We start from the raw sequence: 25,544 nt of genomic DNA on the forward strand, positions 1-25,544 counted from the left end.
TACGCCGTGCCCTCGCACACCTTCACCGTCAACGGGCAGAGCGTCACCGTGGACGCCCCCGACGACCTGCCCCTGCTGTGGGTGCTCCGCGACATGCTGGGCGTCAACGGCCCCAAGTACGGCTGCGGAGTGGACGTCTGCAAGGCCTGCACCAGCCACCTCGACGGCGCCGACATACGCCCCTGCGTGGTGCCCGTCTCCGCCTGTGCCGGCAAGTCGGTGACCACCATCGAGGGGCTTGCGAACGGGGACGAGCTGCACCCGGTGCAGGAGGCCTGGCTCGAACAGGACGTCGCCCAGTGCGGTTTCTGCCAGCCCGGTCAGATCATGGCCGCCGTCGCACTGCTCCAGCGGACGAGCGAACCCACCGACGAGGACATCGACGCCATCGCCAACATCTGCCGCTGCGGCACCTACGTCCGCATCCGGGAGGCCATCCGCAGCGCGGCCGCCAAGATGTGACCCGCCGTCGGTCTGACGTCGACCCGACGGCGTGAGCAAGGAGGGACCCCGGCGTTCCCCCGTCGCGGTGATTCCGCTTCGCGCCGGGGTCCGACCGCTCATCGCCCAACCTAGGCGGGGCGCCGGTCGTGCACAGGGTTCGAAGTGCCCAGCGACCGGGCGAGACGGGTATCACAGCGCACAGTGTGCGCCGGGTGGTTGAATGCGCCGGTGTCCCGGTCAGACGATGTCCTCAAGGTCCACCGGCTCGCCCACACCGTGGGATCGGCCGCGCTGCTCGGCTGGCTCGCCACCCGGCTCGGAGGCTGGGTCGGAGTGGTCGACGCCGAACCGGCCTCGCCGGAACGGGTACCCGGCACGGCCCCCGGCCAGGGGCCCGAACCCGCCCTGCGGGGCGCCGCCGAGATGCGCGCCCGCGGCCTGAGCTCGGCCGTCCTGGAGGGCGAGACCTCCGCGACGCTGCTGTTCGCGCTGGACGAGCGGCGCGCACTGGCCGCCGTACTGGAGCGGCCGCAGCCACCCGAGGCGGCGACCCTGCTCGCGGACTCCGCCGTACCGCTGGCCCTCGTACTGCGCGCCGAGGAGGCAGCGCTGCGCGAGGAGCGGGCCGGACTCGCCGAGGCGCGGGCCCGCGAGGCGGTGCTGCACCTGCTGATGAACGGCCGGCTCTCCACCGCCCACCAGGTCGCCGGGGCGCTGGGGCCCTCCCTCCCCGACCCGATGCGGATGTACGTCGTGGAGTGCCGGACCGGGCAGCGCGCCGAAGTGGCCCGGCTGTGCGCGGAGCTGACGGGCGGCCGGGCCTGGACCGTGCGCTGCCCCGTGTACGCACGCCACCTCATCGTGCTCGTCCCGGACGACCCGGCGGCGGCCTCGGCCGAGGTCGACCCCCTCGCCGGGGCGCTCGCGGGGGTGGCCCGGGACGCCGTGGTCGGGGTCAGCGCACGGGTGGGTCTGCGGGAGGCCCCGGCCGCCTACACACAGGCCTTCCACGCCCTCGCCGTCGCGCGGGGGCGGGGCGAGCGGCACGCCCGCTTCGGACCCGGCCCCGAGCTGGCGCTCGCCGCGCACGGGGCCGGCGCCGGCTGGGCCGGGGCCCTGCTCGCGCCGCTGCACACGTACGAGCCCAGGCGGGCCCAGGACCCGGGAGCGCAGGAGCTGCGCGCGACGGTCCACGCGTGGCTCAACTTCACTTCGCACGCCACCCGCCTGCTGAAGATCCACCGCAACACCCTGGCCGGCCGGCTCCGGCTCGCCGAGGGGCTGCTCGGGCTGGACCTCGCGCGGCTCGCGGACCAGTCGGCGCTCTCGCTCGCGCTGCGGCTCACCCCGGGCGGCAGCGCCCCGAACGCCTCCGGGCGATCCGGCGCGGGCAGCCTCGACGAGGTGCTGGGCGATCCCCGCCTGACCGACTGGGCCCGCGCCCACCTGCGCCCGCTGGCCGGGCCCGATGCCCCGCCCGGGGCCCGCGTCACGGTGCGCGTCTGGCTGGACCACGATGCCCAACTCGGCCCGGCGGCCGCCACGCTGGGGATCTCCGTCCCGGGCGCCCGCAAACGGCTGGCCCGTGTCGAGGCGCTGCTGGAGCGCTCGCTGCTCCAATCGCCGAGTGCCCGCCACGACCTGTGGCTGGCACATCGGGCGGAGGAGCTCGCCGGGTGACACAGTCACCAAAAGGGGCGAATAGCGTGAAACGTGCACGATCATGCCTGAATGAGGCGCATCAATGCGAAACGCGTGCTGGTCGGTGAACCCCTCGACACCGCGCGCCTGGGCGAGACCCTGTTGCCCAAACGGCTCGCCCTGCCGATCTTCTGCAGCGACCCGCTCTCCTCGGTGGCCTACGCCACCGAGGAGATCCTGCTGATCCTCGCCCTCGGCGGCGTCGCACTGCTCCACCTCGCCTGGTACGCGGCAGCCGCCATCGTCTTCCTCCTCGTCGTGGTCATCGCCTCGTACCGGCAGACCTGCCACGCCTATCCCAGCGGCGGCGGCGCGTACGTCGTGAGCAAGGAGAACCTCGGCCCGACCGCCGCGCTGACCGCCGCCAGCGCCCTGCTCGTCGACTACGTGATGACGGTCGCCGTCTCCGTCGTCTCCGGCGTCTCCGCCATCACCTCGGCCATCCCCTCGCTGAACGACCACGAAGTGGCCCTGTCGGTCGCCTTCGTGGTGCTGCTGACCGTGATGAACCTGCGCGGCGTCCGCGAGTCCGGCCGGATCTTCGCCATCCCCACCTACGGGTTCGTCCTCGTCATCTACCTCATGTTCGCCTGCGCCGCCGTACGACTGGCGACCGGCGAGACCATCCGCGCCGAGTCCGCCGACCTGCCGATCACCGAGACCGGCACCTACACCGGCATCGCCCTCGTGCTCCTCGCGATGCGCGCCTTCGCCTCCGGCTGCACCGCCCTCACCGGCGTCGAGGCGATCAGCAACGGTGTGCCCGCCTTCCAGAAGCCGAAGGCAAAGAACGCGGCGACCACCCTGGCCGCGATGGGCTTCCTCTCCGTGACGATGTTCGTGGGCATCACCGCCCTCGCCATGACGTACAAGGTCCACGTCGCCGAAGACCCCACCGAACTGGGCCTGGCCCCCGGCACGCCGATGTCCACCGCCCTCGCCCAGATCGGCCGTGCCACCTTCGGCGACTGGCACTTCCTCTTCTACCTGCTCCAGGCCGTCACCGCCGGCGTGCTGATCCTCGCCGCGAACACCGCCTTCAACGGCTTCCCGATGCTCGCCTCGATCCTGGCAAAGGACCGGTACGCGCCCCGCCAGCTCTTCAACCGCGGCGACCGGCTCGTCTACTCCAACGGAGTCGTGCTCCTCGCCCTCGTCGCGATCGGCCTCATCATCGCCTTCGACGCCAATCTCACCCGCCTCATCCAGCTCTACATCATCGGCGTCTTCGTATCCTTCACCCTCTCCCAGGCCGGCATGGTCGTGCACTGGCGCAGGGAGCTCGCCTCACCCGCCACCCCGCGCGAGGAACGCGTCCACATCCACCGCCGGCTCGCCATCAACGCGGTCGGCGCCATCCTGACCGCCCTGGTCCTCGTCATCGTCCTCATCACCAAGTTCACGCACGGCGCCTGGCTCGTCGTCATCGCCATGCCGCTGCTCTTCCTCGGGATGAAGGGCGTACGCCGCCACTACGACCAGGTCGCCCGGCAAGTGGCCATCGCCCCCGACGCGAAGCCGCGCAAACCCGCCCGCCATCACGTCCTGGTCCTCGTCGCCGGCGTGCACGCCCCCACGATGAAGGCCCTCGGCTACGCGCAGGGCCTGCGCCCCGACACCCTGACCGCCGTCACCGTCGCCGCCGACGAGGAGGACGCGGACCGGCTGCGCGCGGCCTGGACCGCACACGACCCGGGGATCCCCCTGAAGATCCTGCACTCCCCGTACCGCGAGGTGGTCGGCCCGATCCTGGCCCACGTCGAGGAACTGGCGGCGGACTCCGCCACGGACGTGCTCTCGGTGGTCATCCCGGAGTACGTCGTGGGGAACTGGTGGGAGCAGCCCCTGCACAACCAGAACGCGCTGCGGCTCAAGGCGCGGCTGCTCTTCACCCCCGGGGTCGCGGTGATCGACGTGCCGTACCTGCTGGAGTCGGCGGGCAAGGAGGAGTAGCGGGGTCGGCGGCGGCGCGCTGCACCACCGCCGCGTGCGCCAGCGCCAGCTCCACCACGTGCCGGGGGTCGGCGAGCGAGCGGCCGGTGAGGTGCTCCAGGCGGCGCAGCCGGTTGGAGACGGTGTTGCGGTGGCAGTACAGCCGCTGCGCCGCGTACGCGGTCGAGCCCTGGCAGGTCAGCCAGGTGCCGAGGGTGGTCAGCAGGGTCCGGCGGTCCTCGGCGGGCAAGGCCAGCACCGGGCCCAGCACCACCTGCCGCAGCCGGGCCGCGAGTTCCCCCTGCGCCGCGACCAGCGCCGCCGGCAGCCCCTCGTCCAGCAGCGCCGTGCGCGGGCCGCCCGACGCGGGGGCGGTCCGCAGGGCGAGGTCGGCCAGCCGCCGCGCCCCGGCCAGCTCGGCCGGGGCCCCGACCACCGGGCTGACCCCGGCGCGGACCCCGAGCGGCGCGAGCAGCTCCCGTACGGACTCCAGCGGATGGTGGCCCAGATCCACCAGGCCGCACTCCCCGTCGGCGCGGATCCGCCACAGCATGCGGGGTGCGGCGGAGGCTCCGGGTCTCGTGGCGGCGCCGGGGCCTGCGGCGGCGCCGGATCCCGCGGCGCTGCCGGGCCCCTCGGCGGCCCGCTCGGCCCGGCCCGCGTCCCCGGTCCCTGCCCGGGCGGAGTCCTTCGCCGCGGCCTCCGCGACGCCCGCACCCGCCACGACCACCACCGCGAAACGGCCCCGCTCCGGCAGCCCCAGCTGTGCGGCGGCCTCCGAGGCGGCCGGTCCGCCGGCGGCGACCGCGCCGTCCAGCAGGGTGTCCAGCAGGGCCGCGCGCCGCTCTCGGTCACGGTCGGTCCGCGCGGCCTCCGTACTCCGGTAGGACTCCGCCACGGCGTCCGTCATCTGGTCCAGGACGTCCCACAGCAGGGTCGCGGAGGGCAGCAGCCGGGGCAGCGCCGCCGGGTCGTGGGCGGCCACGGCTTCGGTGAGGGTCTGCCAGAGGAGCCGCCCGCCACGCCGGTAGGTGCGCAGCAACGAGGTGAGCGGCAGCCCCTGCTCCGCGCGGAGCGTGCCGGTGGCCCGGGCGTCCGAGAGATCGACCGGCAGCCCGCGGGAGCTGCGGACCAGGCCCTCGACGGCCTGGCGGAGGTTGTGGTGGATCCGCTCGCGCAGCTCGGCCCGGCCGAGCAGGGCGGCGTACGCGGGGTCCTCGGCCAGGGTCAGGTCGGCCAGGCGGTGCGCCGCCACGGCGATGCGGCGGGACAGGTCCTCGCGTACGTCCTCGATGATCCGCTCCATGACGGGCAGGGTGGCACGGGGGCCCGGGCGCTGGGGAGGGCCCGGACCGGCCCCATCCGCTACGGTGAGCGAAGCACTGCACATGCAGTGCTCACCGTGAGGTACCGAAGCCACCCCGAGGACCGTCCATGCGCCAGAACCCGCAGCGCCGCGCCGCGCTGCTCGACGCCGCCATCGAAGTCCTGGCGCGCGAGGGATCGCGCGGGCTGACGCTGCGCGCGGTGGACACGGAGGCGGGCGTACCGACGGGCACCGCCTCGAACTACTTCGCCAACCGGGCCCAGTTGCTCGTGCAGATCCTCCACCGCACCCGCGAACGGCTCGTCCCGGACCCGGTGGAGCTGGCCGGACCGCTCGACACCAAGGTGCTGCTCGGCCGGCTCGTGGAGCGGATGCGGCGCGAGCGCAGCGTGTACATCGCGATGCTGGAACTCCGCCTGGAGTGCAGCCGCCGCCCCGAACTCCGGGCGGAACTGGCCGACTTCCAGGCCGCCGAGCTGGAGGACAACATCGCCTGGCACCTGGAATCGGGCCTCCCGGGAGACCGGCAGGGCGTGGTGCTGCTGTACCTCGCGATGACGGGCCTGATCGTGGACGACCTGACCGTCCCGGCCACTCTGGAGCCCTACCCGGTGGAGGGTCTCATCGACACCCTGGTCGAACGCCTGCTCCCGGACGGGGAGTAGTCACCCGGCGTGGTCACGGATCACGCGGCGCGCCAAAGCCGTGCGGGCGGGGGCCAGTTCGGCGCCGACCGCCTCCTCCCGGGAGCCCGCGTAGGTGACCTGTGCCCGATGCGGGCCGGCCGCGGCCGCGCAGCGCCGCCGCAGGTGGGTCGGCGGGTGCGTGGAGTCCACGGTGTGCCCGCGCCGGGCGGCGACTCGCCGGAGCCGTTCGTACTCCCGCTCCGGCACGGTCGCGACGTGCGCCGCCAGCCGCTCCCACAGCCCCTGTTCTGCCTGGTCACGGGCCTCACGCCCGCCGCGGCCGCCCTGCATCTGCGCGGCCACCGACTCCCGGCGCAGCTGCGGTTCGACCGCATCCGCCACCAGGAGCCGGTCCATCAGGGCGACGGCCGCCTCCGTGGACCCGACCCGGGCGGCGCTCGCGTCGGCCAGGTACTCCGCCCGCAGCGAGGCCCGCAGGGTCAGCCGGTCGAGCAGGTGGAGCAGCCCGTACACGGCCCACCGCGGCACGAAGGTCACCGCGTTCACGAACCGGTCCATCGGGTTCGTGGCCGGTGTCGGCGCCAGCACGTAGGACCAGACCGCCAGTGAGTGCAGGGCCCCGCCGGTGACCCGCGCGTGCCGGACGTCGCCGTGGGCGAAGTGCCCCAGCTCGTGTCCCAGCAGTGCCACGCGCTCCTGCGGCGTGAGGATCTCCCACAGCCCGAGGCCCAGGTACAGCACGCGCCGCTGCCGCAGGCCGTACGTGGTCACCGCCGCGTTGGCCTCGGCTCCCACCACCACCGCGTGCACCCCGGCCGTCCCGACCGCGCTCCCGACCTCGTCGATCAGCTCGAAGAGCCGCGGGGCGTCCGCCCGGTACAGCACGTGCCCGTCCTCCGGCAGTTGCCCGGCCCGGGGCCGCAACGCCGCGGCGACCCCCATCAGCAGCAGCCCGCAGACCGGTTGGACCCCCGTGTCCCATCCCAGGACCACCAGCAACACCCCGGCCACCACCAGGAGCGCGGTCATCCCGTGCACGAGCAGGGCCACGCCGAAGGCGAGCGCCGTGGCCGCGTTCCGGGCCCGCGGCGCGCCGTCGTCGGACCCGTGCTCCATCTCGGCCGACAGCTGGTCCCCGTACTGCTGCGCGAGGCGCCGCCGGAACGCCGCGACACGCCCAGGCTCCGGATCCGGGGCGCCCGGGTCCACGTTCCAGTCGCATGCCGCGCACCACTCGACGTACTGCCCGTCCGCCGGCACGCGGCTCCCGCACTGCGGGCATTCCCGTACCGACGGCGCGGCCGTCGCACTGCTGATCTCCATGTTCCCCTCCCGCCGCGGTCCTTCCGGAGCCGCGGTCCGGGCAGGATAAAGGGATGGCGGGCGCCTACGCGCCCGGATCGGGGTGCGGTGATCTTATGCTCAGGTTTAAGCGAGTCAGCTGGGTTTGCGGCTGGTGAGCGACTTTGATGGGTTTGCCAGGGACTCGTACCGGAGCAGGGGGACTACTCATGGGTGCTGACCACAACCAGATGAGTGCCGAGCACAACCAGAAGGACAGCACGCCCACGCTGATCGGTTCCGTGCAGCGCGCGCTGCGCCTCGTGGAAGCGATGTACGCCGAAGGCGGGGCCACCGCGAAGCGGCTTTCACGGCTCACCGGGATCCCGTTGCCCACCGTTTACCACTTGCTGCGGACCCTCAGCCACGAGGGCTACGTGCAGCGCGAGGGCGGGGCTTTCCGGCTCGCGGACGATCTACCGCTCGCATCTTGATCAAAAGCCGAAGGGATCCGGCCAAGCTGTTACGCGCTTTCGCGCATGTTCCAGCGGAAAATGCCAGAACGCCCTTCCGCACTGTGGAACTTGAGTAAGTTCCCTCCTGTCGCGCCGCAGACCGTGCACTCAGCACGTCCGGCCGGGAGGGGAGCCCGCGTGCCCGGGATCGACGAATGCCTGCTCGAAGCCATGGCCCTGCCTGGTGCGCGGGGGGCCGCGCTGGTCGACTGGAGCAGCGGACTGGCCCTAGGCACCGCGGGGGAGTCGCCCGTCGGCGACCATGAGACCACCGCCGCCGAGACCGCCGAGCTGGCCCGGGCGGCCGCCGAGTACGAGTCCTTCGCTCCGGCGGCCACCGGGGCCGCCGCAGGGACCGGGGCCTTAGGCGGCGACGCGGGGGGCCCGCCCGTCGAGGACCTGATCGTCACCACCCGCACCGGCTACCACGTACTGCGCTTCGTCGAAACGAGCTTCGACAGCAGCGTCTTCCTGCACCTCTGGCTCGACCGCGCCGACGGCAATCTCGCCCTCGCGCGCCACAGACTCCGCACCCTGGCGGAGGGGCTGGTGCTCAGATGAACGCCACCTCGGCCGCCTCGGCCCCGGCCTCCGTGGCCGTCTCCCCCCTCCTCACCCGGCTCGCCGCCGAGCGCGCCACCGGCGCCCTGCTCCGCGACCGCGGCACCCTCTTCCTGGAGGACGGCCGCATCGTGCACGCGGAGAGCCCGGCAACCCCCGGCCTCGACGTCCTGCTCACCACCGGCGGCGGCCTCGCTCCCGAGCGCTGGCGCGAGGCCGTGGACCGGGCCGGAGCCCGCCGCCAGGTCGCCCGCTTCCTCGTGGACAGTGGCGGGCTCGCGGGCGGCGAACTGGAGATATGCCACCTCGCCGCGATCTTCGACGCCGCGTTCTTCGCGCTCTCCCCGGGCAGCGGCCCCTCCCGGTTCCGCCGCGGCGCCACCCACTGGATCGGCTCCGTCCGCTCGGTCCCGGCCGCCGCCGTGGAGCGCGAGACCTGCCGCCGCAGGGAACTGCTCGACGCGGTCTGGCCCTACCCGCTGCTCGACACCGCCCCGGTGGTGCCCCGGGCGGCCGCGCCCGGCCAGACGGTCACCGCCCGGCAGCGGATCCTGCTGCGCCAGGCGGACGGCGTCCGCACCCCGGCCGACCTCGCGTGGGTGCTGGGCCGGCCCGCCTTCCACACGCTGCTCGACGTACGGCGCCTCGCGGCGGCCGGACTGGTCGAGACGCCGCACGAGCCGGTCCAGCCGCCGGCCGCGGCCCCCCTGCCCGACTGGATGACCCAGGCCCAATCCCCGGACGTGGCGCTGCTCCGCCGGTTACGCGACGCACTGGAGGCAAGCCTGTGAGGCTCCCGCTGCGACCGGTCCTGCGTGCCGACCGCTCCGAGCGGCGGCAGCCCGATTCGAGGATGGCCGAAAGGAGGAAGGCCGACATGAGTACGGTGCCCCCCGAGGCGGAGGCCGAGATACTCGCCGAGCTCCGCAGGCTGCGCGCCCGGGTGCCCCAGCTCACCGGAGCCTTCGCCGCGAGCATCGACGGCCTGGTCCTCGCCCAGGACAGCGCCGCCACCGAAGCCGAGTCCGTCGCCGCCCTCACCGCGGCCGCCCTCGGAGTGTCCCAGCGGCTCAGCGACAGCACCGGCCAGGGCGCGTTCCGCGAGCTGCTGGTGCGCGGCGAACTCGGATACGTGGCCACCTACGCCGCGGGCGAGGCGGCCGTCCTCACCCTGACGGCGGAACCGCGCGTCAACGTCGGGCGCCTCCACCTGGAGGCCCGCCGCTCCAGCGTCCGGATAGCAGAGCTCGTCGAACCCGCCCTCGGACGCCGGGGCCCGGGCGACGCGCCGACGTGAGCCCGTACCACTTCCCGTACCAGCGCAAGTGACAGCTACAGCTACAGACACAGCTACAGCGAATCGAGAAAGAGGAGCCACTCATGGCCAACGTGGAGACCGCGCTCAAGGAAGCCACCACCAGCATCGAGGGTGCCATCGGCGCCGCCCTCGTCGACTACGGCAGCGGCATGGCCCTCGGAACCATCGGGGGCGGCAAGGAGCTGGACCTCACGGTCGCGGCCGCGGGCAACACGGACGTGGTGCGCGCCAAGGTCCGCACGATGGAGATGCTCGGGATCAAGGACGAGATCGAGGACATCCTGATCACCCTCGGTGGCCAGTACCACCTGATCCGGCTGATGCGCAGCCGAGGCTCCTCGGCGGGCTTCTTCATCTACCTGGTGTTGGACAAGGGCCGCGCGAACCTCGCGATGGCCCGCCACCAGCTCAAGAAGATCGAGTCGGAGCTGGAGATCTGACATCGACCCACGTCGTCGAGGTGGCGGACGGTTTAATTCTTGCCGTCCGCCCGGCGATCGGCTTCGTTTGCCCCATATGGGGGGAGTTTATGAATCTGTTACAGAGTAGGATGCTGTGAGCAGCTGATCATCGATAAAGCATAAAACGCTGGAGAACCCGCCACCCATGCCCCCGCGCCTGAGCATCGTCGTCCCCGTCTACAACGTCGAGCTCTACCTCGACGAGTGCCTGGAATCCATCGCCGCTCAGACCTTCGAAGACTTCGAGGTCATCCTCGTGGACGACGGGTCCACGGACACCAGTGCAGTCATCGCCAAGGCATTCGCCGCGAAGGACAAGCGCTTCCGCGTCGTGATGCAGGAGAACGCGGGCCTGGGTGCCGCGCGTAACGTCGGTGCCCGACACTCCGACAAGGACGCCGAGTACCTCGCCTTCGTCGACAGCGACGACACGATGCCGGACTACGCCTACGAGCGCCTCATCGGCGCGCTCGACGAGACCGGCTCGGACTTCGCCGGCGGCAACGTGAAGCGTTTCCGCTCCGTCGGCATGCAGCAGTCCTGGGGCCACCGCGCGGCCTTCGCCAAGACGCAGCTGAAGACCCACATCTCCAAGTTCCCGGCGCTGGTCACCGACCGCACCGCATGGAACAAGGTCTACCGGCGCACCTTCTGGGACGAGCACGGCTTCGAGTACCCGGAAGGCATCCTCTACGAGGACGCCCCGGTCAGCATCCCCGCGCACTACTTCGCCTCCAGCGTCGACATCATCAGCGACTGCGTCTACCACTGGCGGGTCCGCGAGACCGGCGAGCGCTCGATCACCCAGCGCTCCACCGACCCGATCTCCCTCATCGACCGCGTCAAGTCCGTCCGCCTGGTCCGCGAGTCCCTCAAGGCCAAGCAGGGCGCCAAGTACGTCCGCTACCTGCGCGACTACGACTACAACGTGCTGAGCGAGGAGCTCCCGCTCCTCTACAAGTACGTCGGTGAGGGCGGCCCGGACTTCCGAGCCGCGTTCGTCAAGGAGGTCGGCGGGCTCGTCCGGGAGATCGGCACCGCCCCCTGGTCCGACCTGACCGTCGCCGACCGGCTCAAGGCGTACCTCGCGGGCGAGGGCCGCGTCGAGGACTTCATCGCCCTCCTGAACCACCAGCGCGACTTCCACTACAGCGTGCCCGTCAAGGGTCTCGCCCGCCCGCAGGCGGACTACCCCTTCCTGCAGGGCCGCCCGCCGGTCCCCGCCAAGATCCTCACCCTCGGCCCGCGCGAGCGCCGGGTGGTCAGCCGTCTGGAGCAGGCAGCCTGGACCGACGGCAAGCTGCTCCTGCGCGGCTACGCCCTCCCGGGCCACCTCGGTGCCGAGAGCCGTCTCGGCTCCCGCAAGATGCTGGTCTTCCGCGAGGGCGGCAAGCGCCGCCGCTCCGTCGTCAGCACCCGCACGGTCGCCTCCCCGATGGCCAGCGTGATGTCTCCGCACCTCGCCCTGCGGCACGCGGACTGGGCCGGCTTCACCGCCGTCATCGACCCCTCGATCTTCCAGTCGGGCGGGAAGTGGCGCGACGGGATATGGACCACCTCCGTCGCCGTCACCGGCGCCGGCGGCCTGCACCGCGCCCGGCTCCGCGGCGGCGAGCACGACACCGGCCAGAACCCGCCCCCGCACTGGGTGGCCCCCGACGTCCGGATCGTCCCGGCCGTCTCCGGATCCTTCACCGTCCAGGTCGAGGTCGTCGGAGCCCGCGCCCTGGACGTTCGGCCCGCGGATGACGACGCCGTCGAGATCACCGGCGAGCTCTCCGCCGAGGTCGGCGCCGTCACCGAGCTGAAGGCCGTGCACGTCACCACCGGCACCACCGTGGCCTTCCCGCTGGAGACGGCCGCGGCCGCGTCCAGCGGCCGGATCCCCTTCACCGCCCGCGTGGCCCTGGCCGAGCTGGCCGCCGTACCGGACGCCGAGTGCGAGCCCGGCGAATGGACCCCGGAGCCCTGGAGCCTGTCCGTGGTCGGCGCCGACGGCACCGAGCACCGCATGGTCCACGACGAGCGCGGTGGCTTCGACGGCCTGGTCGTGCCGCTGCCCGGCACGGACACCGACCGCTCCCTGTTCGCGAAGCGCGGCAACACCGGCCACCTCACGCTCTCCGTGCAGCCCTCGCCGCCGCTGATCGACGGGGTCTCCGCCGAGAACGGCACGGTGGCCCTGCGCGGCCGCTTCGTCGCGCCCACCGACGAGCCGTACGAGCTGGTCCTGCACAACGCGCACGGCGTGGAGTTCAGCTACCCCGTCACCCGCGACGGCGACCGCTTCACCGCCGAGTTCGAGCCGGTGCTCCCCGAGGCCTACGCCGGCCGCACCACCCTCCCCGAGGGCCGCTGGTGGCCCACCATGCGCCCGGTCGCCCAGGGCGGGACCACCGCGGGCCTGCTCGGCGTCGACCGTGGCGCCCCCGTGCAGATGGCCATCGGCATGCTGTTCGCCGGCCCGCACCCCTTCACCGTCCAGGGGCGGCGGATGCGGGTCGAGACCCGCTTCCACGACCGCATGGTGCTGGTCGCCGACCCGCTGCTCAGCCCGCACGACCGCTCCAACTACGCCCAGCGCGTCGCACGCTGCGAGACCTACCCGACGCAGCGCGCCCTGCCGGTGAAGGACATCGTCGTCTACGACACCTTCCAGGGGACCGGCGCCGGCGACTCGCCGCGCGCCATCCACGAGGAGCTGCTGCGCCGAGGCGAGAAGCTGGAGCACATCTGGCTGGTCCGCGACGGCCGAGCCGAGGTCCCGGCGACCGCGCGCGCCGTACAGTACGGCAGCGTGGAGTCCTGGGACGTCATGGCCCGCGCCCGCTACTACGTCACCAACGACAGCGTTCCGCGCAACTTCCAGCGCCGCGCCGGGCAGATCGTCGTACAGACGTGGCACGGCACGCCGATCAAGAAGATCGGTCACGACTTCGTCCACGACTACTACACGAGCCCGGAGATCCTGGAGGGCCTGGAGCACGACAGCGCCCAGTGGTCCCTGCTGGCCTCCCCGAGCTCGTACGCCACGCCGCTCCTCAAGCGGGCCCTCGGCTACGAGGGCGAAGTCATCGAGGTCGGAAGCCCGCGCACGGACGCGCTCGTAAAGCCCGACGCGGAGCGGATCGCCGAGGTCCGGCGGCGGCTCGGCCTGCCCGAGGGCAAGAAGGTCGTCCTCTACATGCCGACCTGGCGCGAGAACTGCGAGGGCTGGTCCGGCGGCTACAAGCTGGACATGCGCATCGACCTGGACGCGGCCCGCCGCGAGCTGGGCGAGGACCACGTCCTGCTGGTCCGCGGCCATCACCACGTGAACGAGCAGGTCCGTGACGGCGTCCGCGACGGTTTCGTCGTCGACGTCTCCCGCTGGCCCGACGCCGCCGACCTGCTGCTGGTCGCCGACGTGCTGATCTCGGACTACTCCTCCGCGATCTTCGACTTCGCGCTCACCGACCGGCCGATCCTGCTCTTCACGTACGACCTGGCCCACTACCGGGGCACGCTGCGCGGCTTCAACTTCGATCTGGAGGCCAAGGCCCCCGGTCCGCTGCTCGCGGACTCGGCGAGCCTGATCGAGGCCGTGCGGAACGCGGACGCGGTCGGCGCGGAGTATGCCGGGGCCCGGGCGGCGCTGCGCGCCGAGTTCTGCGACGTGGCCGACGGCCGCGCCGCCGAGCGCGTCGTCGACCGCATGCTCGCCATGAACGAGGCCGGCACGCAGTAGGCGGCAGGCGGCCCGGCGTAAGTCGTACGCCGTACGCCGTACGCCGGACGAGCGAAACCAGGCTGGACACAGACCGGCCCCGGGCCCACCGATGAGTTTCGGGCCCGGGGCCGGTCTGTATGTGAGGACGTACCCACGACGTACTCGCCTGGAGGCGGTCATGAGCGGCAACGGATTCACCACGTGCCTGTGGTTCGACGACAACGCGGAAGCGGCCGCCGACTACTACGTGTCCGTCTTCAAGGATGGCAGGCTCGGCCGGATCTCCCGCTACACCGAGGCGGGCCCCGGGACGCCGGGGTCGGTGATGGTCGTCGAGTTCGAGATCAACGGTCAGCAGTTCGTCGGCCTCAACGGCGGTCCGCTCTTCCACTTCTCCGAGGCGATCTCCTTCCAGATCAACTGCGAGTCCGAGTCCGAGGCGGACTACTACTACGAGGAGCTGACGAAGGACGGCGGCCAGGAGTCCGCCTGCGGCTGGGTCAAGGACAAGTTCGGGCTGTCCTGGCAGGTCACCCCGCCCGGCGCCGTCGACCTGGTCTCCGACCCCGACCCGGGGCGGGCTGCCCGGGCCACCGCGGCCATGCTGAAGATGAAGAAGCTGGACGTGGCGGAGATGCGGCGGGCGGCCGACGCCGCGTAGTCCACGCGGGGCGGTGCGGGGGGTTTCGGTGCGGGCCTGCCCGGCCTGGGGCGACCCGGCTGGGGCCGGCCCCGCTTGGGGCGGCTCCGCCTAGGCCGCCGCGCTTGTGCCGGCCCGGCCGTGGCCGGGCGCGCGCCGGGGCGTCTCCTCGGGCGTCGAACGTGTCGGGGGGTCGGTGGGCCGAGGGTGGTTGTGTTCGACGCCCTGCGGGGACGCCCCACCGCACACCCGGCCCCGTCCGGGCCTGCGGGGATGCCGGTGCATGCCCGGCCCTGTCCGGGCCGGCGGGTATCGGCTCAGTCGGCGAGGCGGGCCAGCAGGGTGGGGAGGGCGGTGCCGATCGGTTCGCGGACCACCTCGTCGGCGAGGGAGTCGTACGGGGTCTCCTGGGCGTTCACGATGATCAGCCGGGCCCCGGCCTCCGCGGCCATCCCGGCGAGCGAGGCGGCGGGCTGCACCTGGAGCGTGGACCCGACGGCGATGAACACCTGGCAGCCCTTGGCCACGGCCATCGCCTGCCCGAGCACCACGGGGTCGAGGCGCTGGCCGAACATCACGGTCGCCGCCTTGAGGATGCCGCCGCACAGCAGGCAGGCGGGATCCGGCTCCCCGGCGGCGACCCGGGCCAGTGCCTCGTCCATCTCCGACCGGGCGTGGCAGGCCGTGCACACCACCGCCCGAGCCGTTCCGTGCAGTTCGAACACCTTGCGCGCGGGCATCCCGGCGAGCTGGTGCAGTCCGTCCACGTTCTGAGTGAGGACCCGGACCGGGGTGCCGCCGCGTTCCAGCTCGGCGATCGCGAGGTGCGCCGCGTTGGGGCGCGCGGCGAGCGCGCCGAGTTCGGCCCGCATCAGCCAGGACCGGCGCCGGATCTCCGGGTCGGCCATGTAGTACGCGTACGTCACGAGCTTCTCGGTGTCCGGCTCCCGGCGCCACAGACCCTGAGGCCCCCGGTAGTCCGGAATCCCGGAGTCGGTGGACATCCCGGCCCCACTGAACACTGCGACGAGCGGCTTTCCCATGCGCCGACCCTACGGAGGGGCCGCCCGGGTCCGCGACCCGATTTACCCTCCACCCGGCCCAGGCCGGACAGTGCGGCGTGCACCGTCGGCGTCATGCCCTCCTCGACGCCCGCCTCACGCCGGCCCGCCACCAAATCCGCCATCCGGAGCACGCGGGTCCCCCCGCTCTCGTCGACGACTCGGACGATCACTCATTTCGGCCGGGGCCCGGAGAAACCCGGGTGCGAACCGGCTCCCGGAGTGTCGTTTCTGCGGTGAATCCCGCCCTCCACGGGAGTAAGACGCGCGGCGCACCGGGGCGCGCCGACAGGGCCGAGGGTACATATCGGATATGAAGCTCATGCCGTACAGCCTCGGCGTCCTGCCGCTGACCCTGCTCGCCCTGCTGGCCCCGGCGCCCGCCCACGCCCGCCCCGCTCTCCCCGAAGCCTCGCCGGGCGGGCACACCGCCACCGAGATCGGGCGTTTCCTCACCGATTTCTACGGTGACCACGGCCCCTCCGCCGAGGAGCGCAAGGAGCAGGTATCGCAGCTGCTCAAGGACAAGCAGGAGGTCGCCAAGGAGGCCGACGTCCTCCTGTGCGCCCAGAACGAACCCCTGGACATCGGCATCGGCGCGGTCACCGTCGCCCAGTCGGCCGGGGTCGGCTGGGCCACCGTGACCACGGAGTGGGGCGGCGGCACCACGGACACGTTCACCGCGTACGTACGGCTGGACTCCCATCCCATCCGCCTCGACGACGTGATCTGCGCGGGCTGAACGCCATCCGTAGGGTGGCGCCATGACTACGACGACCGTCCTGTACTGCGCCGACCCGCTGGGCGGGCGCCGCGTCGACGCCCACTTCGCGGAGGAGGCCCGGATGCTGCGCGCCGGGGGAGCGGCGACCGCGCTCGTCGACCACGACGCCCTGCTCGCCGGGGACGCCGAGCGGGCGGTGGCCCGGGTGCCCGCGGGGACGGGTGGGGTCCGGTACCGGGGCTGGATGATCCCCGCCGCCCGGTACGCCGAGCTGGACGAGGCCCTGCGCGGGCGCGGCGCCGAACTCCTCGTCTCTCCCGAGGCGTACCGCAGGGCCCACGAACTCCCCGGCTGGTACGAGACGTTCGCCGCCCTCACCCCGGTCAGTGCCTGGTTGCCCACGGCTCCGGGGGAGATCCCGGACGCGGGGCGCCTCACCGCCCTCGCCGCAGGGCTGCCGTCCGGCGCGGCCGTGGTCAAGGACTACGTGAAGTCCCGCAAGCACGAGTGGCACGAGGCATGTCACGTACCCGACCTGGCCGACCCGGCGGCGCTGCACCGGGTGGTGAGCCGGTTCGTCGAGCTCCAGGACGAGTTCCTGGCGGGCGGGGTCGTGCTGCGGGCCTTCGAGTCCTTCGTCGCGCCGCGCGGGACGGCCACGGAGGTCCGGGTCTGGTGGCGGGACGGGGAGCCCCGGCTGTTCACCGCCCACCCCGACAGTCCGGTCGTCGAGGTCGCCGGGATCCCGGCGCGGGACCTCGAACCGGTGCGGGCCGCGGTCCGGGCGCTGGGCTGCCACTTCGTGACCACCGACCTCGCGCTGCGCGCGGATGGGGTGTGGCGGGTCGTGGAAGTGGGCGACGGGCAGGTCAGTGACCTGCACGCGGAGTTCGATCTCGCCCTGTTCTGCGCACTCTTGACGGATGATCAGTTTCCTGGTGGTTCGTGAGGATCTGGTACAACACCGGCCATGACGACATTCGAGATCACCGGCGCGAGTGCCGCCGACATGGAACTGATCCGCTGTTGGGCCGACGAGGAGGGGTGGAACCCGGGGGGCTCGGACCGGTTCGCGTTCGCCGTCGCCGACCCGGAGGGTTTCCTCGTGGGCCGCCTCGGCGGCGAGCCGGTGGCCTGCATCTCCGCCGTCCGCTACGGCGCCGGCTTCGGCTTCATCGGCTTCTACATCGCCCGCCCCTCCTTCCGGGGTCAGGGCTACGGCATCCGGCTGTGGGACGCGGCGATGCGCCGGCTCGACGGGCGGCTCGTCGGCCTGGACGGGGTCGTCGCCCAGCAGGACAACTACCGCAAATCCGGCTTCCGTCATGCATGGAACAACATTCGCTACGAGGGTGTGCCCCGGGGCGAAGGGGGCGACGGTGGCCGGGTCGAGGTCGTCGACGCGGCCTCGCTGCCCTTCGCCCGGCTCGCGGCCTACGACCGGCGGTTCTTCCCCGAGCCCCGGGACGCCTTCCTGTCCGCCTGGACCGCCCTGCCCGGCCGCACGGCGCTCGCCGCCGTACGGGACGGCCGCATCGAAGGGCTCGGCGTCATCCGCCCGGGCAGCGCCGCCCACCGGATCGGCCCGCTGTACGCCGCCGACACGGAGGTGGCGGCCGCGTTGCTGCGCGGCCTCTCCCGGTCCGCGCCCGGCGCGGCGGTGACCGTGGACGTGCCCGACGCCAACCCGGACGCCGCCCCGCTGTTCGAATCGCTGGGCCTGGCGCCCGCGTTCGAGACGGCCCGCATGTACACCGGCCCGGCCCCGGAACTCCCCCTGGCCGAGCTCTTCGGGGTGACCAGCCTCGAACTGGGTTGAGGCGCAAGGTGGTTGGACACCCTCGGTGAGCCGGACGGCGGTCGCACGGCGCCGCCCGGCCCGCCCCCTCGCGGCCGGTCAGAAGTCGAACAGCATCCCGGTCGTGCCGCGCAGGCCGCACGCGTTGCCGAAGGTGTGCGCGTAGCTCAGCCGCCGGCCGTCCCACACCCCGTCGGCCGTCACCGTCATCGGATTCCACTCCCTCGTACATGCGGTGTCGGCGGCCGGGGCGGTCACCGCGTCCAACCGGGCTCCGTACTCACGTAATTCCGCGCACGCGCCGACCGGGTCCGGGTGCGTGCCGCCGGGCGTCGGAGTGCATGCGAGCGTCACCGCGCGCAGCACCGTACCCCGGCGGGCGTTGTCCCCGGCGGTGACGGCGAGCACGAGCGCGGAGGGCGCGTACAGGCTCGCCGTGGCGGCCGGTCCTGCGGCCGGTCCGGCCGGTCCGGCGGGGGCGGACGGTGTGGCGCCGGCCGAGCCGGGCCACGCCAGCGCGGTCAGCGCGGTGAGCGCCATGGCGGCGGATCCGAGCCCGAGACTCCTTGCGATGGACCGCATTTCGAACACTCCCTTGGGTTGACGTTTCGGATAGCGGACGCAGTCTTGCCCACTCGGGCCGTGAACGCCCGTTCGCACCACCGTTTTTCGTCACCGATCGTGTACGGATGAGTGCAGACGGCAGCGTTCCGCATGGGGCTGACCTGTGGGGGAGCGGCTCGTCGAATCGGCCGAACACCGACGGGGAGACGCCCCCGAAACCTCCGGGGGTATGGCCTGCCCTACCCCCGGGACACCCTCTGGACCCGCTGTGCCGGGCCGCCCGGGACGGTTGGCTTGAGGCATGCAAAACGACGCGATCCACCTCAGGGACGTCACCCGTCGCCACGGCGTCGGCGACCACGCCGTCACCGCCCTCGACCAGGTCTCCCTCGCCTTCCCCAAGGGCACCTTCACCGCCGTCATGGGCCCCTCCGGCTCCGGGAAGTCCACCCTGCTGCAGTGCGCGGCGGGCCTGGACCGGCCGACCTCCGGCACGGTGACGGTCGGCGGGACCGAGCTCACCCGGCTCAGCGAGACCAAGCTGACCCTGCTGCGCCGGGACCGGATCGGGTTCGTCTTCCAGGCCTTCAACCTGCTGCCCTCCCTGACCGCAGAGCAGAACGTCGCCCTGCCGCTGCGCCTGGCCGGCCGCCGCCCCGCCAAGGCGGAGGTGCGCGAGGTGCTGACCCGGGTCGGCCTCGGCGACCGGGCCCGGCACCGGCCGTCGGAGATGTCCGGCGGCCAGCAGCAGCGGGTGGCGCTCGCCCGCGCCCTGATCACCCGCCCCGACGTCCTCTTCGGCGACGAGCCCACCGGCGCACTGGACTCCCGGACCGGCCGCGAGGTGCTCACCCTGCTCCGGACCATGGTCGACACCGAGGGCCAGACGGTCGTCATGGTCACCCACGACCCCCTCGCCGCCTCCTACGCCGACCGCGTGGTCTTCCTCGTCGACGGCCGCCTGAACGGCGAACTGGCCGGTGCCCGCGCCGAGGAGATCGCCGCCCACATGACGAAGCTGGAGACCGTGCCGTGCTGAGCGTCGCCCTGCGCACCCTGCGCACCCGCTGGGTCACCTTCGTCGGAAGCTTCGTCGCCCTCGCCCTCGGAGTCGGCCTGATCGCCACCATGGGGCTCGCGCTCGCCGCCACCCTCGACGCCCCGGAGCGCAGGCCCGAACGCTTCAACACGGCCGCCGTCGTCGTCAAGGGCAACGACACCCTGCGCGTCGAGAGCCCGATCGGCGACCGCACCCGCAAGCTGGCCCACCCCAAGCCCGTCGCCCCCGAACTCGCCCGGCGGCTGGGCGCCCTCGGCGCCACCACAGAGGACCGCTCCTTCCCCGTCCGCGCCGAGGGCGGGCCCGGGCGACTGGTCGGCCACCCCTGGTCGGTCGCCGCCTTCGCCCCGTACACCCTCGACGCCGGCCGGGCTCCGCAGTCCGACGGCGAGGTCGTCACCACCGGCTGGGCCCGGCCCGGGGAGCGGCTGACCACCGACCGGGGCCCGGTCACGGTGGTCGGCACCGTCTCCCACCCCGGCGCCCCGAAGCTGCCCGGGTTCGAGGACGCCGTCTTCTGGACCGACGCCCAAGCCGCCCGGCTGTCGCCCGCCATCGACCAGCTCGTCGTCTCCGCCGACCCGGCCGCCGTACGGGCCGCTGTGGGCCAGGACCCCGACGTACGGGTCCTGACCGGCCGCGACATCCGCTTCGCCGACCCCGACCCGGAGCGCGACAGCGAAGCCCTGCTCGCCGTGAACGCCATGCTGGGCACCGCCGGCGGGGTCACCGGCTTCGTGTCGGTCTTCGTCGTCGCCTCCACCTTCGCCTTCGCCGTCGCCCAGCGCCGCAAGGAGTTCGCCCTGCTGCGCACCGCCGGGGCCACCCCCGGGCAGATCCGCCGCATGGTGCTCTCCGAGGCGCTCCTCCTGGGCGTGCTGGCCTCCGCCTTCGGGTGCCTCCTCGGCTCGTACGGGGCGCCGCTGCTCGCCCAGTGGTCGGTGGACGGTGACCTCGCACCGCGCTGGTTCGCCATCGGCGACGCCACCTGGCCCTACCACCTCGCCTTCTGGACCGGCCTGCTCGTCTCCCTCGCCGGAGTCCTCGCCGCCTCCTGGCGCGCCGGCCGGGTGGGGCCCACCGAGGCGCTGCGCGAAGCCGCCGTCGAGACGCGCACCATGACCTGGGGCCGCTGGATCTTCGGCGCCGGACTCCTGCTGGCCGGCCTCGGCACGCTCGCGTACGCCCTGCTCGCCGACCCGTCGGACCTGCTCCACCGCAAGACGTACATCAGCCGCCCGATGCTGCTGATCGTCGCCTTCGCGCTGCTGGCCCCGGTGCTGGTCCGGCCGCTGATCCGGCTCATCGCCTGGCTCCCGGCCCGGCTGCCGGGCGCCGGCGGGATGCTCGTGCGGGAGAACGCGGCGGCCGGCATCCGGCGCACCGCGGCCATTGCCGCACCCGTGCTCGTCACCGTGGCCCTCGCCGGTTCCCTGCTCGGGGCCACGGCCACGATCAACGAGGCCAAGGCCACCGAGGTCCGGCAGCGCACCACCGCCGACCACGTGATCACGGGCGGAGCCGGGGGCTTCGACCCGGCCGCCGTCGACCGGATCCGGGCCGTACCCGGCGCCGAGGTCTCCGCCACCGCCGGGACGGCCGTCTACGTACTCGAGGAGGGTGTGGCACTGATCCGCTCGGACGCCCGCGCCGTTGACCCGGCGGCCCTCGCCCGGACCGCCGAACTGCCCCTCACCGCGGGCAGCGTCGCCGACCTCGACGACGGCTCCGTGATCGTCACCGAGGAATGGGAGCGGCACACCGTCGGATCCACCGTGGACGTCTGGCTCGGCGACGGCACCCCCAAGTCCCTGCGGATCGCGGGCGTGATGAGCATCGGCACCGGCAACAACGGGGCCTACGTCACCGCGGCCAACGCCGGCGGCGCGCCCGTCGACCGCATCGACGTACGGCTCGCCCCGGGCGCGGACGCCGCCGCCGTCGGCTCCGGACTGGCCGAGGCGGCCGCGCAGGCCGGGGGCAAGGTCCTCACCAAGGACCAGTGGGTGGCGGCCGGTTACCCCGAAACCAAGCGCACCACCCGGCTGGGCTTCCTGCTCGTCCTCGGCATCGCCCTGCTCTACACCGGCATCGCGCTCGCCAACACCCTCGTCATGGCCACCTCCGACCGGGCCCGCGACCTCGCCGTCCTGCGGCTGGCCGGCGCCACCCGGTGGCAGGTGCTGCGGCTGGTGGCCTGGGAAGCCCTCCTCGTCGTCCTCGTCGGCGCGGTCGTCGGAGCCCTCGTCGCCGCCCTGAACCTGGGCGGGATCCAGGCTGCCCTCGGCCTCCTCGGAGTCCGGAGCCCCCTGGTGATCCCCTGGGACGTCATGGGCGCGAGCTTCGGCGCCTGCGCGGCCCTGGCGGTGGTCGCCGCCGCCGCCTCGGCCGCGGTGTCCCTGCGGCGCCCGGCGGTCGAGCTGGCCGGCGTACGGGAATAGCCGCCGCCGGTCCGGACGGGGTCGGGTGTGTGCCGGGGCGTCCCCGCAGGGCGTCGAACGCAACCGCGCTCGGCCCACCGACCCCCCGATACGTTCGACGCCCGAGGAGACGCCCCGGCGCGCGCCCGGACCCGGCCGGGTCGGCCCCCACCGTGCCGCGCCGAACGAGGCGGCGGCCTAGCTCGCCGCCATGCGGGGCGCGTACAGGTCGAGGAGGCGGGTCCGGGTCTGCTGGAGCCGGAGCGCGAGGACCCGGCCGACCCAGTGCCCGACCGCCGACCCGAAGGCCGGATCGGAGTCCATGAGCATCCGGACGCTCATCCCGTCGAACTCGTACGCGCGCACCGGTGTCATCGCCTCGGCGCTCAGCTGCCACACGTACGGCGGGAAGAGCCAGGACCAGCCCACCAGCTCACCGGGGCCGAGGTTCTCCACTGACGCGGGCCTGCGGACGCCGGGCATGGGGATCTCCAGGGTCACGGTGCCCGAGCGCACGATCCAGAAGGACTCCGCCCGTGAACCTTCCTCGAAGATCCGTGCACCCTCTTGGAAATTGACCTCGTGGGCCTGGGACATCAGCCGACCGCGGTGCTCCGTGGACAGCACGGCAGCGATCCGGATGGGGGAAGGTGTGCTCACGACGGCCTCCGATCACGACCCCCCACGACGCTCCTGCTCTCCCAGTGTCGCCGAAGCCCGCCCGATACCGTCCGGATCGGGCCGGGCTTCTTCGACCGGGGTGCGCGCCGGGGCCGCACGGGGCCGCAGGGGCCGCGCCGGATCAGTCGTCGGCGTTGGCCTCCAGGCAGGCCAGCTCCATCGCGTCCAGGACCGCCTCGTGGCTGCGCCCGCTCAGCTCGGCGACGTTCTCGATCTGCGCGGTGGCCCAGGCCGCGAGGGTCATCGCGAGCACCCGGAGCCCGTCGGTGCCCAGCTCGGCCAGGATGGCGTCCGCGACCTCCATGGCGTCCTCGGGCACCTGCTCGGGTGGCTCCAGGCCCACGAGGCCCCGCAGCATGGTGAGGGCGCGGCGGGAGATCTCCGGCGTCATCCCCGCAAGCCGCATGTCTTCTTCCTCGTTCATCCGCCCCACCCCTCCGGTGCCGTACAGATAGATCGCTTCAGGGCACGGTAGAGGGAGGCGGCCCCGGCCGGGGCGGTTTCGCCGGTGTGACCCTGTGTGAACGGGTGGCGCCGACCGGTTCCCGTTGACGAGGTCCGTCCGAAATCAGGTCTACCGGAGTTCCCACGCTGCCGGTGCCGCCCCGCGCGAGGCCGTGGCATGCTCGGCGCATGCCCGAACACAGGCCCGGCCACGTGACCCGAGGTCAGGACGGCTCGTACCGGTTGCCCTTCGGGGACACCCACCTGCCCGTCCCGTACTCGCTGCGCGCGCGGAGCTGAGAGCGCCCCATGCCCACCCCGGGAACGCACCCGAGCGCCGCCGTGCGCCACCTGCTCGACCTGCTGAACCTGCTGGTCGAGGGCGCGCCGGCGGAGAGCTTCGCGCTGTCCGCCGGGCAGGCCGCGCACCTTTCCGAGCAGGAGGCGGCGGCGATGGCGGACGCCACCCGCGTCGCGCTGCGCATCCGCCGCACCCTCAGCCAGCACCGGCGGCGGGAGGCCGAACTGGCGGCCCTCTTCGACACCGCCGGAGACCTCGCCGGGCTCCGCGATCTGGACTCCGTACTGAAGGCGATCGTCCACCGGGCCAAACTGCTCCTCGGCACCGACGTCACCTACCTGTCCCTCAACGACGACGAAGCCGGCGACACCTACATGCGGGTCACCGACGGCTCCGTCTCGGCCGCCTTCCAGCGGGTGCGCCTCGGGATGGGCGAGGGCCTGGGCGGGCTGGTCGCGGAAACGGCCCGCCCCTACACCACCGGCGACTACCGCGACGACCCCCGCTTCCGGCACACCGAGACCATCGACGGCGCCGTCGCCGAAGAGGGGCTGCGCGCCATCCTCGGCGTACCGCTGCGGCTGGGGGCCCGGGTGATCGGCGTCCTCTACGCGGCGGACCGCACGGCCCGTGCGTTCACCCCGGACGAGGTCGCGCTGCTGTCCTCCCTCGCCGACCACGCCGCCATCGCCATCGACGGGGCCCGGCTGCTGGAGGAGACGCGTACCGCGCTGGTCGAACTTAACGCGGCCTCGCGGACCATCGAGGCGCACAGCGAGGCCGTGCGGCGGGCCGAGGACGCCCACGACCGGCTGACCGACCTGGTGCTGCGCGGAGGGGACGTCACCGACGTCGCCGGCGCCATCGGCGCCCTGCTGCGGGGCGGCACCCTCATCCACGACGCCGAGGGCACCGAGCTCGCCCGGGCGGGCGCCGACCCCCGGCCCCCGTCGGCCCGGGCCGTCGCCGCTTCCCGGGCCGACGGACGGGCCGTACCCGTCGACGGAACGTGGGTGTGCGCGGTCCTCGCCGGACCCGAACTGCTCGGCAGCATCGCCCTCAGCGGCCGCGCCGACCTCGACGACGCCGACCGCCGCCTCTTCGAACGCGCCGGCGTCGTCACCGCCCTGCTGCTGCTCCTGCGCCGCTCGGTGGCCGAGGCCGAGGACCGGGTACGGGGCGAGCTCCTCGGGGACCTCCTCAGCGGGGCCGCCGACCCCGCGGGACTGTCCGCCCGCGCGCGCCGCCTCGGCGTGAACCTGGACCGGCCGCACGCGGTGTTCGTCCTGCACCCCGAGACCGCGCCGCGGCCCCGGCTGCTGGCCGCGGCCGCCCGTACCGCGCACACCCGCAAGGGCCTGGCCGGGACGCACCACGACGACGTGGTCCTCGTATGCCCCTCGGAAAGCCCCAGCGCGTGCGCCGCCGGCCTCGCGCACGAGCTCGGCCAGGCCCTCGCCGGGCCGGTCACGGTCGGCGCCGCGGGCCCGGCCACCGGCCCAGGGGCGATCGCCGACACCTACGCGGAGGCCCGTCGCTGCCGCACGGCCCTGCGGTCGCTGGGCCGGCCCGGCACCGGGGCCGCCCTGGGCGACCTGGGCTTCCTCGGGGTGCTGCTCGGCGACCAGACGGACCTGGGCGGCTACGTACAACGCACCCTGGGCCCGCTGATCGCGTACGACGCACAACGCGGCACCGACCTCCTGCACACCCTGCAGGTGTACTTCGCCGCCGGGATGAACCAGACGAAGGCGCGCGACGCCCTGCACCTCCACATCAACACGGTGGTCCAGCGCCTGGACCGGATCGGCCGACTGCTCGGCGACGACTGGCAACGCCCCGAGCGGGCCCTGGAGCTGCAACTCGCCCTCCGCGTCCACCAGGTGGCCACCGGATTCGGCAACCGGCCCGAACCGAACGGTGATTCGCTCTAGGGTGCGCCCGTACGGTCACAC

Annotated in this window: 23 protein-coding genes; 17 read left to right on the forward strand and 6 right to left on the reverse strand. The window is 73.3% G+C overall.

Annotated elements, in window-relative coordinates; translation table 11 throughout:
• Positions 1 to 6 precede the first annotated feature (6 nt).
• The 3 genes from OG625_RS34665 (at position 7) to OG625_RS34675 (ending at position 4,098) form a co-directional block, all read left to right on the forward strand.
• Positions 7 to 462 carry a (2Fe-2S)-binding protein gene (locus OG625_RS34665; protein ID WP_329388892.1) on the forward strand — a complete coding sequence of 152 codons (456 nt, stop codon included), beginning with the start codon at positions 7 to 9 and terminating at the stop codon, positions 460 to 462.
• Between the two features lie 210 nt (positions 463 to 672).
• The gene (locus OG625_RS34670; protein ID WP_329388894.1) at positions 673 to 2,124 is read left to right on the forward strand and encodes a helix-turn-helix domain-containing protein; all 1,452 of its coding nucleotides are present in this window, start codon (positions 673 to 675) and stop codon (positions 2,122 to 2,124) included.
• A 51-nt stretch (positions 2,125 to 2,175) separates the two neighbouring features.
• The gene (locus tag OG625_RS34675) at positions 2,176 to 4,098 is read left to right on the forward strand and encodes an APC family permease (RefSeq protein WP_329388896.1); all 1,923 of its coding nucleotides are present in this window, start codon (positions 2,176 to 2,178) and stop codon (positions 4,096 to 4,098) included.
• Here OG625_RS34675 and OG625_RS34680 read toward each other — a convergent pair.
• Complete coding sequence (locus OG625_RS34680; protein ID WP_329388898.1) at positions 4,034 to 5,383, reverse strand: helix-turn-helix domain-containing protein; 1,350 nt, start codon at positions 5,381 to 5,383, stop codon at positions 4,034 to 4,036. The two genes, OG625_RS34675 and OG625_RS34680, sit on opposite strands and share 65 nt — an antisense overlap.
• Positions 5,384 to 5,511: 128 nt before the next feature.
• Between OG625_RS34680 and OG625_RS34685 the strand changes: the two genes are divergently transcribed.
• Positions 5,512 to 6,069 (forward strand): TetR/AcrR family transcriptional regulator, encoded by a 558-nt coding sequence (locus OG625_RS34685; protein ID WP_329388899.1) that lies wholly within the window; start codon positions 5,512 to 5,514, stop codon positions 6,067 to 6,069.
• Here the strand turns inward: OG625_RS34685 and OG625_RS34690 are convergent, their stop codons facing one another.
• Entirely contained in the window at positions 6,070 to 7,374 is a 1,305-nt protein-coding gene (locus OG625_RS34690; protein ID WP_329388901.1) for a M48 family metallopeptidase, read from the reverse strand.
• Between the two features lie 188 nt (positions 7,375 to 7,562).
• Here OG625_RS34690 and OG625_RS34695 point away from each other — a divergent pair, with 188 nt between their 5' ends.
• The 7 genes from OG625_RS34695 to OG625_RS34725 all read left to right on the forward strand — a co-directional run bounded on the left by OG625_RS34695 (position 7,563) and on the right by OG625_RS34725 (position 14,557).
• On the forward strand, positions 7,563 to 7,826 hold the full coding sequence (locus OG625_RS34695) for a helix-turn-helix domain-containing protein (protein ID WP_329388903.1): 264 nt from the start codon (positions 7,563 to 7,565) through the stop codon (positions 7,824 to 7,826).
• Between the two features lie 159 nt (positions 7,827 to 7,985).
• The gene (locus OG625_RS34700; RefSeq protein ID WP_329388906.1) at positions 7,986 to 8,408 is read left to right on the forward strand and encodes a hypothetical protein; all 423 of its coding nucleotides are present in this window, start codon (positions 7,986 to 7,988) and stop codon (positions 8,406 to 8,408) included.
• Entirely contained in the window at positions 8,405 to 9,199 is a 795-nt protein-coding gene (locus tag OG625_RS34705; protein ID WP_329388908.1) for a transcriptional regulator, read from the forward strand. Before OG625_RS34700 ends, OG625_RS34705 begins: the two co-directional genes overlap by 4 nt.
• A gap of 86 nt (positions 9,200 to 9,285) precedes the next feature.
• Positions 9,286 to 9,705 (forward strand): roadblock/LC7 domain-containing protein, encoded by a 420-nt coding sequence (locus OG625_RS34710; protein WP_329388910.1) that lies wholly within the window; start codon positions 9,286 to 9,288, stop codon positions 9,703 to 9,705.
• An 83-nt stretch (positions 9,706 to 9,788) separates the two neighbouring features.
• Positions 9,789 to 10,166 (forward strand): hypothetical protein, encoded by a 378-nt coding sequence (locus tag OG625_RS34715; protein ID WP_329388912.1) that lies wholly within the window; start codon positions 9,789 to 9,791, stop codon positions 10,164 to 10,166.
• A gap of 166 nt (positions 10,167 to 10,332) precedes the next feature.
• The gene (locus OG625_RS34720; RefSeq protein ID WP_329388914.1) at positions 10,333 to 13,914 is read left to right on the forward strand and encodes a bifunctional glycosyltransferase/CDP-glycerol:glycerophosphate glycerophosphotransferase; all 3,582 of its coding nucleotides are present in this window, start codon (positions 10,333 to 10,335) and stop codon (positions 13,912 to 13,914) included.
• A 160-nt stretch (positions 13,915 to 14,074) separates the two neighbouring features.
• Positions 14,075 to 14,557 carry a VOC family protein gene (locus OG625_RS34725; protein ID WP_329388916.1) on the forward strand — a complete coding sequence of 161 codons (483 nt, stop codon included), beginning with the start codon at positions 14,075 to 14,077 and terminating at the stop codon, positions 14,555 to 14,557.
• Between the two features lie 296 nt (positions 14,558 to 14,853).
• Here the strand turns inward: OG625_RS34725 and OG625_RS34730 are convergent, their stop codons facing one another.
• Positions 14,854 to 15,579, reverse strand: a complete 726-nt coding sequence (locus tag OG625_RS34730) for an SIR2 family NAD-dependent protein deacylase (protein WP_329388918.1) — start codon at positions 15,577 to 15,579, stop codon at positions 14,854 to 14,856.
• A gap of 331 nt (positions 15,580 to 15,910) precedes the next feature.
• Between OG625_RS34730 and OG625_RS34735 the strand changes: the two genes are divergently transcribed.
• From OG625_RS34735 to OG625_RS34745, 3 genes are read left to right on the forward strand one after another with little or no spacing between them, the layout of a single operon-like run.
• Positions 15,911 to 16,339, forward strand: a complete 429-nt coding sequence (locus tag OG625_RS34735) for a hypothetical protein (RefSeq protein WP_329388920.1) — start codon at positions 15,911 to 15,913, stop codon at positions 16,337 to 16,339.
• A gap of 22 nt (positions 16,340 to 16,361) precedes the next feature.
• The gene (locus tag OG625_RS34740; protein WP_329388921.1) at positions 16,362 to 17,270 is read left to right on the forward strand and encodes an ATP-grasp domain-containing protein; all 909 of its coding nucleotides are present in this window, start codon (positions 16,362 to 16,364) and stop codon (positions 17,268 to 17,270) included.
• 21 nt (positions 17,271 to 17,291) lie between these two features.
• Positions 17,292 to 18,140, forward strand: coding sequence for a GNAT family N-acetyltransferase (locus OG625_RS34745; protein ID WP_329388923.1), 849 nt, complete (start codon positions 17,292 to 17,294; stop codon positions 18,138 to 18,140).
• 78 nt (positions 18,141 to 18,218) lie between these two features.
• Here OG625_RS34745 and OG625_RS34750 read toward each other — a convergent pair whose 3' ends face one another.
• A complete protein-coding gene (locus OG625_RS34750) occupies positions 18,219 to 18,701 on the reverse strand; it encodes a subtilase-type protease inhibitor (protein WP_329388925.1) in 483 nt (160 codons plus the stop codon).
• 283 nt (positions 18,702 to 18,984) lie between these two features.
• Here OG625_RS34750 and OG625_RS34755 point away from each other — a divergent pair, with 283 nt between their 5' ends.
• Both OG625_RS34755 and OG625_RS34760 read left to right on the forward strand, forming a co-directional pair.
• On the forward strand, positions 18,985 to 19,722 hold the full coding sequence (locus OG625_RS34755) for an ABC transporter ATP-binding protein (protein ID WP_329388928.1): 738 nt from the start codon (positions 18,985 to 18,987) through the stop codon (positions 19,720 to 19,722).
• Positions 19,716 to 22,184, forward strand: coding sequence for an ABC transporter permease (locus OG625_RS34760; protein WP_329388929.1), 2,469 nt, complete (start codon positions 19,716 to 19,718; stop codon positions 22,182 to 22,184). The genes OG625_RS34755 and OG625_RS34760 overlap by 7 nt, the downstream gene beginning before the upstream one ends.
• 177 nt (positions 22,185 to 22,361) lie before the next feature.
• On the opposite strand, the gene OG625_RS34765 is transcribed toward OG625_RS34760, so the two are convergent.
• Positions 22,362 to 22,823: a Crp/Fnr family transcriptional regulator gene (locus OG625_RS34765; protein ID WP_329388931.1), complete on the reverse strand. Its 462-nt coding sequence runs from the start codon at positions 22,821 to 22,823 to the stop codon at positions 22,362 to 22,364.
• 142 nt (positions 22,824 to 22,965) lie between these two features.
• On the reverse strand, positions 22,966 to 23,268 hold the full coding sequence (locus tag OG625_RS34770; RefSeq protein WP_329388932.1) for a hypothetical protein: 303 nt from the start codon (positions 23,266 to 23,268) through the stop codon (positions 22,966 to 22,968).
• Between the two features lie 329 nt (positions 23,269 to 23,597).
• Between OG625_RS34770 and OG625_RS34775 the strand changes: the two genes are divergently transcribed.
• Positions 23,598 to 25,523: a helix-turn-helix domain-containing protein gene (locus OG625_RS34775; protein WP_329388934.1), complete on the forward strand. Its 1,926-nt coding sequence runs from the start codon at positions 23,598 to 23,600 to the stop codon at positions 25,521 to 25,523.
• Positions 25,524 to 25,544: the final 21 nt, after the last annotated feature.

This window comes from Streptomyces sp. NBC_01351 (genome assembly GCF_036237315.1).
Classification (GTDB): Bacteria; Actinomycetota; Actinomycetes; order Streptomycetales; family Streptomycetaceae; genus Streptomyces.

Bases quoted from the DNA above. Each gene is read 5' to 3' on its own strand.
- OG625_RS34675 (WP_329388896.1), top strand. From the start codon at position 2,176: ATGAGGCGCATCAATGCGAAACGCGTGCTGGTCGGTGAACCCCTCGAC.
- OG625_RS34680 (WP_329388898.1), bottom strand. From the start codon at position 5,383: ATGGAGCGGATCATCGAGGACGTACGCGAGGACCTGTCCCGCCGCATC.
- OG625_RS34685 (WP_329388899.1), top strand. From the start codon at position 5,512: ATGCGCCAGAACCCGCAGCGCCGCGCCGCGCTGCTCGACGCCGCCATC.
- OG625_RS34690 (WP_329388901.1), bottom strand. From the start codon at position 7,374: ATGGAGATCAGCAGTGCGACGGCCGCGCCGTCGGTACGGGAATGCCCG.
- OG625_RS34695 (WP_329388903.1), top strand. From the start codon at position 7,563: ATGGGTGCTGACCACAACCAGATGAGTGCCGAGCACAACCAGAAGGAC.
- OG625_RS34705 (WP_329388908.1), top strand. From the start codon at position 8,405: ATGAACGCCACCTCGGCCGCCTCGGCCCCGGCCTCCGTGGCCGTCTCC.
- OG625_RS34710 (WP_329388910.1), top strand. From the start codon at position 9,286: ATGAGTACGGTGCCCCCCGAGGCGGAGGCCGAGATACTCGCCGAGCTC.
- OG625_RS34715 (WP_329388912.1), top strand. From the start codon at position 9,789: ATGGCCAACGTGGAGACCGCGCTCAAGGAAGCCACCACCAGCATCGAG.
- OG625_RS34720 (WP_329388914.1), top strand. From the start codon at position 10,333: ATGCCCCCGCGCCTGAGCATCGTCGTCCCCGTCTACAACGTCGAGCTC.
- OG625_RS34725 (WP_329388916.1), top strand. From the start codon at position 14,075: ATGAGCGGCAACGGATTCACCACGTGCCTGTGGTTCGACGACAACGCG.
- OG625_RS34730 (WP_329388918.1), bottom strand. From the start codon at position 15,579: ATGGGAAAGCCGCTCGTCGCAGTGTTCAGTGGGGCCGGGATGTCCACC.
- OG625_RS34735 (WP_329388920.1), top strand. From the start codon at position 15,911: ATGAAGCTCATGCCGTACAGCCTCGGCGTCCTGCCGCTGACCCTGCTC.
- OG625_RS34740 (WP_329388921.1), top strand. From the start codon at position 16,362: ATGACTACGACGACCGTCCTGTACTGCGCCGACCCGCTGGGCGGGCGC.
- OG625_RS34745 (WP_329388923.1), top strand. From the start codon at position 17,292: ATGACGACATTCGAGATCACCGGCGCGAGTGCCGCCGACATGGAACTG.
- OG625_RS34750 (WP_329388925.1), bottom strand. From the start codon at position 18,701: ATGCGGTCCATCGCAAGGAGTCTCGGGCTCGGATCCGCCGCCATGGCG.
- OG625_RS34755 (WP_329388928.1), top strand. From the start codon at position 18,985: ATGCAAAACGACGCGATCCACCTCAGGGACGTCACCCGTCGCCACGGC.
- OG625_RS34770 (WP_329388932.1), bottom strand. From the start codon at position 23,268: ATGAACGAGGAAGAAGACATGCGGCTTGCGGGGATGACGCCGGAGATC.
- OG625_RS34775 (WP_329388934.1), top strand. From the start codon at position 23,598: ATGCCCACCCCGGGAACGCACCCGAGCGCCGCCGTGCGCCACCTGCTC.